Raw genomic sequence first — 16,652 nt, 5'->3', positions numbered from 1 at the left:
CAACTGTATAATTTTGACCTGCTGTTACATTGGTAAAAGAATAGCTCCCTGAACTATTTGTGGTTGTCGTAGTGGATGTTCCATTTCCAGTTAAGGTAATTGTTATTCCAGATAATCCTGTAGTACCATTTTTAACAGAACCAGAAATAGCATACGTTGGATTAGTTTGATTTGAACCAGTAATACTAAAAGTAGTATTCGCTGATAAACTACCATTAGCAATTGTTGTAGTTTGTGGTGTAAAATTATAACTGTTTTTAGTATATGTAATTACATAACCAGAATTAGTTGCTGTATTAGGAAACTGTACATTTCCGTTAGCATCAGAAACTTGAGTTACACTAGTAGTTGTCCCTGCTTTTGTTAAAACCGTTGTAACTCCAGAAATAGGTGTATTCGCATTATCTTTAAATACAACAGCAACATTAACCGTTGCAGGAGGGTTTACATTCGTTGAGAAAGTCGTATTAATTTGTCCTAATAAAGCTGCTGGTTCAGGGCTTCCAGGTCTAGTATCCTGCGATAGTTCCCAAATCATAGCCCCTCCAAGGTTTCTTTGTTTTATGTATTTAGCTTTTTCATCGATTGACACCTTATCGTCATAAGTTACAAATTGATGTGTTGTAGCATTATATAAATAAGGTACTTTGGCAGTATTATCCCAATACCTTACCCAACCGGCACTTGTAGAAGCTGGTAAAACACTTGAAGAATTTGAAGGATTAAGAAAATGATGTCCTGTGGTTCCGCTATTTCCAGCTAAATCACAAAATTCGACACTTCCTGTAAATTCACAAAAAGCATTATCCCATGTTCCTTGAGGTGCTTGAGGGTTTACACAGCTTCCCGTTGTTCTTGGAGCTGCCACAAACAACCCAGGTAAAGAAGGAATGGTTCCATTATTAGCTACCGAATTAAAAATTTTCCCATAAAAAGGAATTCCCATGACCAATTTATCATTTGGAATAGCTAGTGTATTTAAATAAATATTAGTCAAATGATCTAACGATTCATTATTTGTATTTAAAGGGTCATTGGTATTTCCACTTCCATATAAAGGTGCGTTATAACATGTTTTATCGTACCAATTCCCTCCAAGGTCATAACCAAAAAAAGTAATAAAATCACAATAGGTTGTGATATCATCTTGCATCCCAAATTGTGCTTTATTTCCAGGCCCAATAAATTGATTAGGAACATGAACAACATTATTACCAGCAGCAATTGAGATAATCTTATTTGGCATAGCCAAACGCATTTCTTTTAAAAGATACACTAGATTTTTGTGATCATTAGGAGTATGAGGTTGTGCAGGTGGTGTTATTCCTCCAATTACTTCAGTTCCATCTATACCTCCTATAATTGGAAATTCCCAATCAATATCAAAACCATCAATAAAAGGATACGTTGTTAAAAAACTAGCCATATTTTGCGCAAAAGCAGTTCTTGCAACAGGAGAAGCTGCAATTCCAGGTAAATCTTGAGATTTTGTCCATCCTCCAATGGAAATTAAAATTTTTAAATGAGGATAGGCTTGTTTCAATTGCATTAAATCATAAAAGTTTCCTTTAGGAGTAGCATTCCAAGGTGCTCCACCTTCGGTGTGCTCAAAATCGGCATAAGTGTCTAATGATTTGATTTTAGCATTTTGTGGATTTGCTGGGTCAAATTCGGTTCCAAAAAAGGCATACATTAAATGGGTTAATTTATTCCCATCAATTTTGTTTACATTAAAATCTCTTGCATAAATTGCCCATTGTGCATAATAACCGACCACTTTCTTATTGTGATTGGGCTGTGCATGCATCAACAATGGGCAAATTAAGAAGAAACTTAATAGATAATACAGATTTCTTACCATTTTGTTTGTTTTTTGTTAGTATTTTGTTTGTTTGCTTCGATTGTAGACTATTACAATCAATGTGAATATACAATGGAATAAAATCTTGAAAAAAATTAATCAACCAAACGCATAAAAAATTAAACCAACAACAAAAAACAATCAATATTGTGTAATTCTGCTTTTTCTGAGTATTATTTTAGATTTTCTAGTAACTTTTTTAATCCAATACAAACAGCTAATTCTACATCGGCATGTTCTTTTGAATTGCATTTTTCATATAATTGATTTACATAAACTGAATCATATTTTTTATTATTATGAATAATTTGCAATAATTCCTCTGATAAAAGACTTAAACTTTCCGAAAGAGGCAGTATGGGTTGAATTAATGGTGCATTATCACTTAAAAGCAATAAATTTTGATGTGTTGCTTTCCATTTTTTTAAGAAATCGGTTATTTCTGTTATATGCTTAGGATTTTTATCATTTACATATTGGTTTACTGCCAAATTAAAAAGTATGGCTTCTGGAGCATCAACCGTACAAGCATCTGCAAATAAACTTAATGGAGAATACATTTGATATTCTGTTCCTCCCTTATTACGTGTATAAATTTTTAAAGGTTCGCAAAGATTTGAAAAACTTTCTAAGGCACTAATATTTTGATAGTTTGCAATATTTCTTAAAATGACTGTTTTATTTCTAATATGTGTAATCCCTAACTCTTCTAATCTATTCGAAACAGAGGTAAGTCTTTTATTCATATTTTGGATATCAGGATTACTTGGATAAGACCAAAACAATTCTGCAATGGCAATGGTTCTAGGCCAAATTCTAGAATCTATATTTTGAGCATTTACGAGTTCACTCCACATCGTTGCTTCACCTCCCAAAATATTTTCTCTCTCATTTTCGGTTAATTGAGCTTCTTTTGGAATAATCGGAGCTGTATAATGCTCATGTATACTTTGCATTAAATCGATATAAAAACCATTAGACAAAATGGTTCTATACCCATTTTTTACAGCATCTACCATAGATTTTCCAGCAGTTGAACCTTCATTTGACCCTTTCCAAGAATGAATTATGGTTGTTTTGGGCATTTTTTCGTTCATAATTTCTTCCCAACCCACAATTTCTTTGTTATGTTTTTTCAACAAAGGAACCAATTGTAAAGTAAAATAACTTTGCAATTCGTGATTGGTTTTAAAACCATTTTTCTTTTTAAATTTTTGAATCATTGGGTTATCATCCCAAGCTTTTCCTTCATTTTCATCTCCACCAATGTGAAAATATTTGCCTGGAAACAAAGTACAAACCTCATCAAAAATTTCGCCTAACACACGATACGTTTCTGGGTTAGAGGGATCGAGTGTAGGTCTAAATACTCCTGCATTTCTTTCAATACTATAGGTAGAACCATTTTGTTCTTTTGGGTCTTTTTTATAATTACTCCCTATTTCTGGATAAGCGGTTAAAATAGCACTCGCATGTCCTGGCACATCTATTTCAGGAACAATTAAAATACCTCTCTCATCTGCATATGCAATAATATTTTTTATTTCTTCTTGTGTATAATAAAAACCATCCGAAGCCAATTCAGAGAGTTTTTTTCTACTTTTTAATTCAATTCTCCAGCCTTGGTCGTCTACTAAATGCCAATGCAACACATTTAATTTTACAGCAGCCATGGCATCTAAATTTCTTTTAATTACAGCTACTGGTTGAAAATGTCTAGCAACATCAATCATTAACCCTCTCCATTTAAAAGTAGGTTTATCGGAAATAGAAAGAGTAGGAAAATAAAATGTAGTTTCAGTATTTTGAAGCAATTGCAATAAAGTTTCTAATGCATGTAATGCTCCTAAATCGGTTGTCGCATTTATTAGTATCTTTTCTGAAGTAATTTCTAATGAATAACTTTCGTCTTCATACAATCCTACTTGTCCTTTTTGCTTACAATTAATTTGCAACTGGGCTGTTGGTTCATGATTGATTTGAGTAATAAAGCCTTGTTTAAAAAACAGTCCTGTTCTTCCATCTAATCTTCTCAAAAAATTAGTAGAAGCTGTAAATAATCTAGGATGAATATCTCCAGATAGATTTATTTTAAAGTCTTTATCAATGGTAAATTGGCCTTGATTTAATTTTATTTTTTGTGGCCAAGGCATTAAGTTGAGTTGGTCAATTTGGGTTTGTGAAAAAACATTCCAACTGAATAAAACGAAAAGGATAATACGTGTTAAATTCATTTATTTTTTGTAATTTAAACTATTGGTATTCTTTTTAAAAGTAAGTAATTAAATTTCGGTTTTTATATATAAACTGTTAAAAATGAGAAAGAAGAGAATGAAATAAATCATCCTCTTCATCTCTCACCCTAACTCAAATAAAATATTAATAATCAAATTTTTTAAATGCTTCAATGGCCTCATACTCTGCTAATCCGAGTGCATCATATAGTTTGGCTGTGTTTTTATTTCTATCTTCTGCTCTCACCCAAAACTCCCTAGAATCATTCCCTTGGAACATTACCCGATCTTTTTGAGATTGATGAAAAAGAATAGCGTGTCTTTTTAAAAGTACCTCATCTGGACTTAAAGGTACTGCCATGTCTATTTCATGAATATCCCACTCATGCCAAGCTCCTCGATATAACCACAACCAACAATCACTCATATAACGTTCTGGTTTTAAAATTTTTAACGCAGTAAAAATAGCATTCAAACAAACTTCATGTGTACCATGAGGATCGGCTAAATCTCCAGCTGCAAAAACTTGGTGTGGCTTAATTTCTTGAATAATATTTTTCACAATAGCTATATCTTCCTGACCTAGCGGGTTCTTTTTTACCTGTCCTGTTTCATAAAACGGTAAGTCTAAAAAATGTACATTTTGATCTTTTAAACCAATATATCTTGTGGCTGCATATGATTCTCTTCTTCTGATTAATCCTTTTAATTTTCTAACTTCAGGAATATCTATTTGATCTTCATTTTTATGACGTAAAAAATTAATGATTTTAGAGAAGTCGACTGAACATTTTTCTTCGGTTACAAAATCATTACATACTTCCGCAAATTTCATAGCTTCCTCATCCGTAACAGCAATATTACCAGAAGTTTGGTATACCACATGAACATCATGCCCTTGTTTGATTAACTTAGAAAAAGTTCCTCCCATAGAAATAACATCATCATCTGGGTGTGGACTAAAAAGAATGACCCGTTTTTTTTCAGGAACTGCTCTTTCTGGTCTATGTGTATCATCTGTATTAGGTTTTCCGCCTGGCCAACCCGTAATAGTATGCTGTAAGACATTAAACATATTAATATTCAAATTGTAAGCAGAACCTTCTTGTGCTAACAAATCTGACATTCCATAATTGTTATAATCTCTATCTGTAAGTTTTAAAATAGATTGATTTGTTTTCTCACATAACCAAACGATAGCTTTACTTTTCAATTCTTGTGTCCAGATACATTCCCCTACCAACCAAGGTGTTTTAAATCGAGTTAAATCGGCTGCGGCAGATTGATCTAAGACAAAAGTAGCATTACTATGATTCTGTAAAAAAGTAGCTGGAACTTCTGAAGTGATATCACCTTGAACTGTTTCTTTAATAATAGAAGCTTTATTTTGCCCCCAAGCCATTAAAACAATACGTTTTGATCTTAAAATGGTTGAAACTCCCATTGTAATTGCTCGTTTAGGTACGTTATCTATACCATTAAAATCAGAAGAGGCATCTGAACGTGTAATATGATCTAAAGTAATGATTCTAGTTCCAGAATTCACATGAGAACCGGGTTCGTTAAAACCAACATGCCCTGTCCTACCAATACCTAATAACTGAAAATCAAGTCCACCTGATTGTTTAATTTTCATTTCATAATCAATACAATACTGATTTAATTCATCAAAAGGAACTGTTCCATCAGGAATATTGATATTTTCAGGTAAGATATCGATATGATTGAATAAATGTTGGTGCATAAAATAATGGTAGCTTTGCTTATTCTCTTTATTCATTGGATAATATTCGTCCAAATTAAAAGTAATTACATGGGAAAAACTCAAGCCTTCTTCTTTATGCATTCGTACCAATTCTTCATATACCTTTATGGGAGAAGAACCAGTTGCAAGACCTAAGACACAGGTCTTATTTTTTTCTTTTTTTGATCTAATTAATTGCGCTATTTCTTGAGCAACAATTTTAGATGCTTCCATAGAATTTTTAAAAATTTCGCAATGAATTTTTTCAAATCTTGTTTCTTCAAATTTTCCAGCGCTTTTATAGCTTATATCGCGACTAATTTCTATAGCACTTTTCATTATTTATTATATTTTATTAAAAAAATTATTGCTGTTGTAATCTGGTTTTTCAAACATTTAATCTCTTTTTCTTTAAAAATTTGGTCCTGTGGTATCCCACCAAAGTCTTGTTCCTCCATTATCGGCACCTCCTAATTGTGATACTCCGGTAGCCACACCTCCAGAATTATTACTAATTTCTGATTGCGCAAAATTAATTCTTCTTGGGCCTAGCTGAGAGTCTATAGTTCCTCCACTATAATTCACTAAGGCAGGGAATAATTTAGGATAACCGGTTCTTCTGTAATCAGTCCAAGCTTCTTGACCTTCTGGGAAACCTGCTATCCATTTTTGAGTAATAATTTTCTGTAATTTTATTTCATTGGTAGCTAAATCATCCCAAGCGACAGTTACATTATTTACTCCTAAAGCGTTATTCACAGGAAAATTAGGATCGACATAATCTTGTGCTGTTTTCACATTATCAGCGATGTAAGTTGCTGCTCCAGAAGCGCCATGCTGTTCAAAAGATAGAGCGATACCTTGTTCGTAAAAAGATTGTGCTGTTCCTCCCATTGCCCAACCTCTTAAAGCTCCTTCAGCTCTTAAGAAATAGGCTTCAGCTGCTGTCATTAATACAATTTCATTAGAACGAACCACATTACCTATTCCAGAAAAATCTTGATGATCTGCTTTCGCTACTAAATCTATGGCTGTTCTAACTCCTTTGTATTCGCCAGGAAATTCAGTAGATAAATCAAAATAAGACGGTAATCTTGGGTCGTCATATCCTCCCATGATAGATTCCATATCGGCAGACATTCGAATATCTAACCAAGAATCACTTATTGTTGCTATAGGATTAGTGTAAACAGGTGATACCACTTTAAAGATATCAGCATTAGTTGTCATTACTCCAAACTCGTGAGCTATTGCTTTTTCAGCTTCAATTTTAGCTAAAGCGGGATTAATTTTTACAATATGCATAGCTAATCGCAAGCGTAATGTATTGGCAAATTTTACCCATTGTTTATAATCTCCTCCATATCCAGACAAATCTGTAGCCACAAAAGTAGATGGTTCACCTGCATTATATCTGGTAGTTAATTCTGCTACTGCAAAATCTAATTCTTCAAACATTTGGTTGTAAACTTCCTCTTGAGAATCGTATTCAATAGTTGTATCTAAAGACCCAAAATCAGAATAAATAATTGGTCCAAAAATATCTGTTACACGATGCATCCCTTCTACCTTTAATATTAAAGAAAGTGCATAAAATTGATCGTACCTATTTTTTGATTTATTAGCAATATCATAGGCGTTAAACATCACATTTCTATAAGCATAATCCCAAATAAATCCGTTCCAACCATTCACTAAAGAATAGGTTGTATTATTAATATTTCCCGCAAAAGGAGTAGGTGTTGCCATATAACCAGACCAAATATCTGAGTTTAAACCTTGTTGTAATTGATATACCCAAACTGGATCTAATACCTGAAGATTATTAAACATAGGTATAAAACCACCTTTAATATGGTTAAAATCTTGTTCAAAAAGTAGTGGTGTAATTCCATTTGGATTAGTATTAATTTCTTCAAAATTACTAGTACATCCCACTACAGTAAGTAAGGATACCAATAGTGTTTTTTTTGTTATATTATAAAGTTTCATTGTGTTTGTTTTAGAAGGTTACATTTAAATTAATTCCTATACTTCTTGTAGAAGGTAAACCGTAAATATCCACACCTTGTAAACCTTCACCCGTACTTAAAGCAATATTAGGATCAAATGGTGCGTCTTTGTAAATGAAAAATAGATTTCTTGCGATTAATGAAACAGATGCTTTGTCTAAAAATGGCAGTAATTTTGTACCAATTGTATATCCTATAGATACTTCTCTAACACTTACATTTGTAGCATCATATACATATTCACCTGAAATACCAGCTCTACCACCTACTTGAGTATAATAGGACTGTGCACTCACACTTGTTACGGGAACACCGTCGCTAGCACGAACACCATTAATTTGTACACCACCTGCATTTCTTGCATCTCCAGAAGCTTTAGAAACCCCAAAAGCATCATTTTGAGCTTGTGTTAAACTCATCACTTCTCCTCCAAAACGTCCATCTAAAAGTATATTTGCTGTGAAATTTCCAAATTTGAAAGTATTAGAAAAACCTAACATAAAGTCTGGATTAGCATTCCCAACCTCTTCAAAATCAGTTCTCTGAAAAGTTCCATCATCATTTAATAAAATTCTTCCTTGACTATCTCTTTTAAAATTAATACCTTCTATAACTCCGAAAGGTCTTCCTTCTATTAAAGAATATCGATAACTATTTACTCCTGGATCGGTTAAATTTAATCTGTTTCCTAATACGGCAGGTATACCATTTACTTGATTTGTATTCTTTGAAAAGTTAATGGTAGTATCCCAAGAAAATCTATCATTTCGAACAATACCTCCTGTAATAATAGCTTCTACCCCTTTATTCTTAATATTACCTGCATTAAAACCATAAAATAAAACCCCTTCAACATTTGCAGCTGGAGCTACTACCTGTAGATATTGATTCTTAGTTTCTGAATTATAATAGGATACTTCAAATCCTAATCTGTTATTAAATAACCTCCACTCAGTTCCAATTTCAAACTCTGATTTAAGTTCTGGTTTTAAAGTAGTTCCTGTTTTAACGCCAGCAACTGGTGTATAGGTAGTACCACTTCCCGGAAAATAATAATTTGTTCTAGAATTAACAAAAGAATATACATCGTTTCCTACTTGAGCATAGGTGGCTCTTACTTTTCCAAAATTTATAAAGTCTGGCATTTCTGTCATTTCGCTTATTATTCCAGTTACTCCAACAGATGGATAGAAAAATCCAATTTTATCTGAATTTACTAAAGCTGAAGACCAATCATTTCTACCCGCTACATCTAAAAATAACATTTCTTTATAACCTAAAGTAGCGACAGCAAAAACGGATTGAATTTCTTTTCTTGAATCTATGGTTTGGTAGTTACCATTATTATTTACAAAATTGTGTAATGTAAACCAGTTCGCATATTGTAATCCTGCACTAATACCTGAATCTAAACCCGTTTTTTGATTTATCATCGTATTAGTAATACTAGTTCCTATGTTTGCATTTAAACTGAAATCTGGATTAAATTTGGTAGTAATTGTAGCAATTAAATCGGCATATCTTTGTGTACTAACGGCATTTTCATTGATATATCTACCATTAATATGTGATAAAGTTCCTTGTGTAGTAGCATAAATTCTTTTATCAAATTCGCTAGTAATTCTATTATAGCTATATCTAGAAGCAATACTCAACCAATCGTTTACTTTATAAGATAATGATAAAGCACCATTAAAAAAATGATTCTCATCTTCTGATTTATTTCGGTTAATTGCCCAATATGGGTTTTGCATGATATCTCTATTGGTCATCCAATTTTGAGCCATTAAATTTCTTGTAGGATCAAAAACTTCAAAATTATTTTTATAATAATTAAAGTCATATCCTCTTGGCATTAAGTATACTCCTGTAAGTGGATTAAAGTAAAAACCGTTAACAGGTTTATTTGTAATTTTTTGTGAAGTATAATTTGCATTAGCTGCAAAAGTAAGTTTCTCATTGAAAAATTTAGCTGTTTGTCGAATTCCGAAATTGTTTTTCTTTAAATTATTTTCTGGAATAATACCTGATGAATTCACATTAGCAAAAGAAAAAGCAGTAGAAGAGTTTTCGGAAGCCATACCATAGCCTACAGAAGTTGTTTGCGTAACAGCCGTTTCAAAGAAATCTTTTACATGGTCTCTTGTTTTTTGAGCTGCACCCCAAGTTTCATCTGCCCCTGGTGCTGCAATATAATCGGTTTGAAATTCTGGTAGATAAGCTGCCGTTTCAAAAGTAGTAACAGATGCAGCTGTAATATTTGCTTTACCAATTTGTGGTCTTTTTGAAGATAATAAAATAACACCATTAGCTCCTTGACTTCCATATAAAACGGAAGCGGCTGCGCCTTTAAGAACGGTCATTCCTTCATAATCATCTGGATTAATTAAAGAAACCACATCTCCACCATCTTTATTTCCTCCTGCTAAGCTTCCGAAAGTATCATTTGGTTGTCCTGCACCAGCATTTAACATGGGAATACCATCAATTACATATAAAGGCTGGTTATTACTTACCGAAGAGTTACCTCTGATCACAACTTTAGTAGAACCACCTGTTCCTCCTGAACTTTTACTAACGGTTACTCCAGCCACTTTACCCGCAATAGTGTTCACAATGTTAACATCTCTTACACGAGTAAGTTCTTCGGCCTTTATTTCTTGAGCCGCATAAGTCAATGATTTTCGAGTTTTTTTAATTCCAAGAGAAGTTACTACCACTTCTTTTAAATTATTAGCATTTGATTCTTTTAACTGAATTTTAATTTCGATTTGGTCTCCAACAATTACACTTTGTGTCTCATATCCAATATAAGAAACAAGCAATGTTTCTCCTACATTGACTTGAAGTGTAAATTTGCCATCAAAATCTGAATCAATTCCTCGAGAAGTTCCTTTAACAATAATATTTGCTGAAGGCAATGGAATGCCTTGCAAGTCGGTCACTATACCATTGATTGTTTTTGATTGTCCAAAAGAATATTGGGCAGTAAAAACAATCATAAAAAGTAGCACAATTTTTTTCATTAAGTTGATACGTTTATTTGTTAGTTAATACTGTAAATTTATTTGGATACATTCTACTAAAAAAATATATTAAACAAACGACAAATTACATTCAACAAACGACAAAATTTAATCAACAAAGTGTATTCCTTTTCTTTTTAAGAACACTAAAATTCAAGTTTTACAACTAAAAAAACATCTTTTTTTATTGTTTTTTAATCACAAATCAAAATATTTTTTTATAAAATATGCTGTTTTTTACAAAATTTTAACTAAAATTGTGAACTTCAACAAAACAAACAGATTTACAAACTATTACAGTGAATAAAATTAATTTTGACATTAAACCTTCCTATCATTTTTGGTTTTGGGGTTCTTATTTTGTTTTAAATACCTTTAGATGGGGAGCCTATTTTAATGATTATGAATATTCATTTAAATCTAATTTAATTGAATTTGCTTTACATATTCCTTTAGTGTATTTCAATCTTTTTTATTTAGTACCAAAATTTGTTATAAAATCAAAGTATTTACAATTTAGCATTTGTCTTTTAATTAGTTTGTTTGCCATTTATTTATTAAAAACGGGACTAACTTATTATCTGATTTCTGAAAATATTTGGCCTGAAGCCAATAGAGAATACCATCCCTTTGATACCAATCATATTTTAGCGGTTTGTATAGGCGAATTGTATGTTTTATCAATGGCTTCCTCAGTTTATTTTACATTAACTTGGTTAAAAGAAAGGGAGAGAAATAGAGCGTTAACAGAAAGTCAATTCAAAATCAAATTAAAATATTTAAAAACTCAAATTCAACCGCATTTCTTTTTCAATACATTAAATAATTTATATTCTTTGTCGTTAGCTTCTTCTGATAAAGTTCCTGTAGTTATTTTAAAACTTTCAAAATTAATGGAATATGTCCTTTATGATATTAAAGACACTAAATTTGTCCCCTTAATTAAAGAGATTGATTATATTGAAAATTATATAGAAATTGAAAAACTTCGTTTTGAAGAAGTAGATGTTACGATTAATATAGATTCGGATATAGAAAATGTGAAAGTTCCCCCTTTGTTATTCATTTCCCTCATAGAAAATGCTTTTAAACATGGCGGTGTAAATAACAAACATTTGAAGATTAAAATCAATTTTAGAATGGACAAAAATAATAGGCTTCATTTTGAAATAATAAATAATTTTGTATCTTCACAAGACCTCAACTCTAAGAAAGGAATTGGTTTACAGAACACCAAAAGTAGACTAAAATTACTATTTAAAGACGATTTTATTTTGGACCAAAAAGTAAAATTCAATTATTTTATTATTCTCTTACAAATACCTGTTTATGAAAATTAAATGTGTCTTAGTAGATGATGAACCCTTAGCAATTAAAGTACTTCAAAATTATTTTATTAATTTTCCTGAATTTGAAATTGTAGGTGTTTTTTATAACTCATTAGAAGCTTTAGAATATATTAGAAATAACCCCGTTGATGTGGCATTTTTAGATATTAACATGCCTGTTATGAGTGGTTTTGATTTGATTCGTTTAATAGATACTAAAGTGGTAATTACAACTGCTTTTAGAGAATTTGCTGCCGAAAGTTATGATTTAGATGTGGTTGATTATTTGGTTAAACCCATACCTTTATCTCGTTTTGTAAAGTCTATTGGCAAAATAACAACCGAATTAGATGCAAAAAATGGTATTAAACAAGAAACTTCAAAAACAGATCATCATATTTTTATTAAATCTGATAAAAAAATGATTAAAGTTTTAATTGAAGAAATTCTTTTTATTGAAGGAATGAAAGAATATATTAAAGTGGTTACAGCAGATAAATCATATATTACTTTAAAATCTTTAGCTTCTTTATCGGAAGAGTTACCAATGGATAAATTTATTCGTATACATAAATCTTTTATAATTGCAATAGATAAAATAAAATCGATTGAAGGAAATCGAATACAGATTTTAACTCATAAATTGCCTATTGGTAGAAATTATGGAAAGGATGTAAAAAATAAAATCTTAAATACTTAAAAATAAAAAGCAGTGTATTATATTGACACTGCTTTTTTATTGATTATGGTTTATTTTTTTATGAAACGTCTTTCTTCTTTTTTCTCTTCATTTTCTAACACAAGACTATAAACTCCTGGTTTCAAATGCGCTACATCAACTGTTTGCCCTTTAACATTTATATTCATTACGGTACCGTCTTGGACATTTGTAATTGTAATTTTTGAATTGGTTATATCTGTATTAAAATGGATTGTATTTTCCACTGGATTTGGATAAATAACTAATGCTTTTACATCATCTTCATTTGAAGAAAGATCAGTTCTAGAAGTAATGGCTCCTACTCTAGTAATTCGAATCCAATTTAAATTTACACCACTACTCTGAATATAAATTCCAAAATTATAAGTTCCTGCGTTAACATTTACTGTATGAGAAACCGTTTGCCAATTTTGCCAGCCTCCTGTATTAGGTACAGCTACACTTCCTAAGGGAATAGAGCCTGCATTTAAATCAGCAGATAAAGCGGCTCCATTTACTGCGCTTGCCACTCTGTATTCTATTAAATAGTTTCCTGAAGAAGGAAAAGTAATACCATTATAAGCCATCCAATCTCCTGTATCTGCATAACCTACATTTAGACCACCACCAGTATCTGTAGTTGGTTCAGTTTGAACCCCATTCATAGCACTATAATTTTCAGCCTGAATGAGTATAGAAGAACCTGAAGTGGTTGCTCTCACACGAACAGAAGTAGCCACATCGTTAAAATTATTATCCACCAAACACGTATCATCTGAACTTACAACTATTGAATTACCTGTAAAGTTATCATTCGCATAAAGTACTATTTCATAACCACTTTGGACTTTCACTGATGATATATCGTTATCTAAAATACCTCTAGCCTGTAATTGATTCAATGTATAATTTCCTTCTGGTAAAGCAATAGCATATCCACCATAATTACAATGTTTATAAACAGTTGCCACACCATTACTTGGTGGGCTTACTCCTTTTTGATACACTCTAACATAATCGATAAGCATTCTTGCTGGAAAACCATTATTATCGATGTTAAATCCTGGCCAGTTTCCACCAACTGCTAGGTTCAGTAAAATAAAAAAGTTATTATGAAATTCACTTGTCCCATTAACTCCACCAGCAATATTTACTTCATGATATTTAACACCATCAACAAACCATTTGATTAAATTTTCATCCCATTCCACTGTATATAAATGATAGGTCGTTATATTGGTATCGGTATAACCTGAATAAGAAGCATGACCATTTTGTTCCCAATGGACAGTTCCTACTACTTGACCGCCTCCATTAACATGCTCCATGATGTCAATTTCTCCGCAACTTGGCCAACCAACTGAGCTGATATTATCTCCTAACATCCAAAAAGCAGGCCAGATACCTTGAAAAGAAGGCATGGCAATTCGAGCTTCAATTTTACCATATTTCCAAGATTTTCTACCTTGAGTTTTCATTCTTGCAGAAGTATAGTTAGATCCTCCAAAAGATTCTCTCTTTGCAGTAATAACTAAATTACCATTTTCGACTGTTGCATTTTGTTGTCTATAATATTGTAATTCATTATTTCCCCAACCTCCATTTCCTGTTTCAAAAACCCAGTCTGGACCAATTCCATTTGTAAATTCGTCTTGCCAAACTAATTGCCAGTTTTGAGCATATAAAGCAGGTATAAAACAAAGGAATAATAAGGTATAGAAATTATTTATTTTTTTACATTTCATATTTAAAATTTTATATTTTTTGAAATAACAAAGCCCTAAAAAACAGTATTTAGGGCTTTTGTAAGATTATTTTTTCACAAACTTTTTAGTAATTCTGCTTTCTGGAGTATCAAAAACAATAACGTATATTCCTGAGGCTAATGCAGATACATCCAAATAATTCTCAACGGTTTCTGACATAATTATTGGTGTTCCAGCAAGGTTATAAACCGTTACTTTTACTTCTTTCATAGAAGTACTAAAATTCAATCCATTCTCTGTAGGATTTGGATAAAAGTTAAAATCAACTGGTTTTGCTTCTTCTTTTTCCTCTTGCATGACAACTGCTCTAGCGGCATTACTTACTTTAGTTATTCTAAACCAATTTAAGTTGACACCACTACTTTGAATATAGATACCAAAATTATAGGTTCCCGCGTTCACATTCACTGTATGAGAAATGGTTTGCCAATTTTGCCAACCACCCGTATTAGGAACAGCAACATTTCCTAATTGAATCGTTCCTGCATTTAAATCGGCAGACAACATCGCTCCATTTACAGCACTTGCAACACGATATTCTATTAAATAAGCACCAGAAGTTGGAAAAGTAATACTATTATATGCCATCCAATCTCCTGTATCAGCATAACCCACATTTAGACCTCCTCCTGAATCTGTAGTTGGCTCGGTTTGAATACCACTCATGTTAGAATAGTTTTCAGCTTGGACAAATATTGAAGAAGAATTTGTAGTGGTGCGCACTCTTATTGATGTTGTTGCATCGTTAAAATTATTATCTACCAAACAAGCATCATTTGCATTTATGGTTACCGCAGTACCTGTAAAATTATCATTTGCGTATAATACAATTTCGTAACCACTTTGCACTTTTACAGAAGAAACATCATTATCTAGAATTCCTTTGGCTTGCAATTGACTCAAAGTATAATTTCCAACAGGTAAAGACACAGCATATCCATCATAATTACAATGTTTATAAACCGTTGCAACTCCATTTTGAGGTTGGCCACCATTAATAACTTGGTCAATAGCCGTTAATAACGATTTTGAACCTACAGCATCTTGAGCCAATTGCCAAATCATAACTCCACCAGCGTTTTGTACTGCAAAAGTTGTTTTTTGCTTAATCGTTGGAATACCATTATAATAAATTGTATTGGCTACTTGATCTACATTTTCTGCACCTGGATAAGTATTTACAATATCGGCATAAGAAATACCTTGATTAGCAGAACTTCCAAAACCATAACCATAAAAAGGCACACCAATGATTGCTTTGTTACTTGGTAATCCTCTACCAGTCCAATAATTAAACTGATCTACCGCCATACTATAGGGAGAATGCTGTCCTGGATTGTTTGGATTCCATGGTCCTGTAGCATCATAAGCCATAATATTAATCCAATCAAAATAAGAAAAAGTATAAGAAGGTACATTGGCTCCACCATATCCTTGAGATAAAGCAGCTGTAATTTGTTTATTATTGGCATGCATACTATTAGCCAAATCAATAATAAAACTACCATAATCTCCATTAATAGCTGGACCTTCTAAATCTACATCTATGCCGTCAAAATTATGACTAATCACATAACTGGTTAATTTTTGTACGAATGAAGCTCTATTTCCAGCACTCATTTGATTGAAAAAATTATCACGAATAGCGCCTCCTTCAGAAATAGCTCCACCTCCAATAGAAACAAAAACTTTTACATTGTTAGCGTGAGCTTTTTGGATAATTGTATTATTAGCACTTTGAAAAGTTAGATAACCATTTGCATCTGGGTTTTCAAATGCAATATTAATATGGGTTAATTTACCGTATTGGATACTATTAGAAAAAGCATTTAAATCGATCCAATTAGGAACATAACCAATTACTTTTTTTTGTGCATAGGAAAAACTTATCATTCCTAACACTAAGATAAAAGCAAACTTATATACTAGTTGTTTTGATATTGCCATGATATTATGTATTGATTAAGAAATAAGAACCCCA

At 32.0% G+C, this 16,652-nt stretch carries 9 protein-coding genes; 2 read left to right on the top strand and 7 right to left on the bottom strand.

What is annotated here, in order from left to right:
• The 5 genes from CX675_RS10730 to CX675_RS10710 form a co-directional block, all read right to left on the bottom strand.
• The coding region (locus tag CX675_RS10730; RefSeq protein WP_240723628.1) for a glycosyl hydrolase family 18 protein at positions 1-1,861 on the bottom strand (1,861 nt) is incomplete at its 3' end.
• A gap of 173 nt (positions 1,862-2,034) precedes the next feature.
• Positions 2,035-4,095 carry a beta-N-acetylhexosaminidase gene (locus CX675_RS10725; RefSeq protein ID WP_240723627.1) on the bottom strand — a complete coding sequence of 687 codons (2,061 nt, stop codon included), beginning with the start codon at positions 4,093-4,095 and terminating at the stop codon, positions 2,035-2,037.
• Between the two features lie 145 nt (positions 4,096-4,240).
• Positions 4,241-6,178, bottom strand: a complete 1,938-nt coding sequence (gene nagB / locus CX675_RS10720; protein ID WP_130735227.1) for a glucosamine-6-phosphate deaminase — start codon at positions 6,176-6,178, stop codon at positions 4,241-4,243.
• Positions 6,179-6,250: 72 nt separating this feature from the next.
• Positions 6,251-7,831 carry a RagB/SusD family nutrient uptake outer membrane protein gene (locus CX675_RS10715; protein WP_130735226.1) on the bottom strand — a complete coding sequence of 527 codons (1,581 nt, stop codon included), beginning with the start codon at positions 7,829-7,831 and terminating at the stop codon, positions 6,251-6,253.
• A gap of 10 nt (positions 7,832-7,841) precedes the next feature.
• The gene (locus tag CX675_RS10710; RefSeq protein WP_130735225.1) at positions 7,842-10,877 is read right to left on the bottom strand and encodes a SusC/RagA family TonB-linked outer membrane protein; all 3,036 of its coding nucleotides are present in this window, start codon (positions 10,875-10,877) and stop codon (positions 7,842-7,844) included.
• Between the two features lie 299 nt (positions 10,878-11,176).
• Here CX675_RS10710 and CX675_RS10705 point away from each other — a divergent pair, with 299 nt between their 5' ends.
• Positions 11,177-12,217 carry a sensor histidine kinase gene (locus tag CX675_RS10705; protein WP_240723626.1) on the top strand — a complete coding sequence of 347 codons (1,041 nt, stop codon included), beginning with the start codon at positions 11,177-11,179 and terminating at the stop codon, positions 12,215-12,217.
• Positions 12,207-12,905: a LytTR family DNA-binding domain-containing protein gene (locus CX675_RS10700; RefSeq protein WP_130735223.1), complete on the top strand. Its 699-nt coding sequence runs from the start codon at positions 12,207-12,209 to the stop codon at positions 12,903-12,905. Before CX675_RS10705 ends, CX675_RS10700 begins: the two co-directional genes overlap by 11 nt.
• A gap of 50 nt (positions 12,906-12,955) precedes the next feature.
• Here the strand turns inward: CX675_RS10700 and CX675_RS10695 are convergent, their stop codons facing one another.
• Positions 12,956-14,650 carry a carbohydrate-binding protein gene (locus tag CX675_RS10695; RefSeq protein ID WP_130735222.1) on the bottom strand — a complete coding sequence of 565 codons (1,695 nt, stop codon included), beginning with the start codon at positions 14,648-14,650 and terminating at the stop codon, positions 12,956-12,958.
• A gap of 66 nt (positions 14,651-14,716) precedes the next feature.
• On the bottom strand, positions 14,717-16,618 hold the full coding sequence (locus tag CX675_RS10690) for a glycosyl hydrolase family 18 protein (protein ID WP_130735221.1): 1,902 nt from the start codon (positions 16,616-16,618) through the stop codon (positions 14,717-14,719).
• Positions 16,619-16,652: the final 34 nt, after the last annotated feature.

Source organism: Flavobacterium sp. J27 (genome assembly GCF_004303025.1).
Classification (GTDB): Bacteria; Bacteroidota; Bacteroidia; order Flavobacteriales; family Flavobacteriaceae; genus Flavobacterium.
The sequence above is the reverse complement of the archived record's forward strand: the minus strand, read 5'-3'. Positions and strand labels throughout refer to the sequence as shown.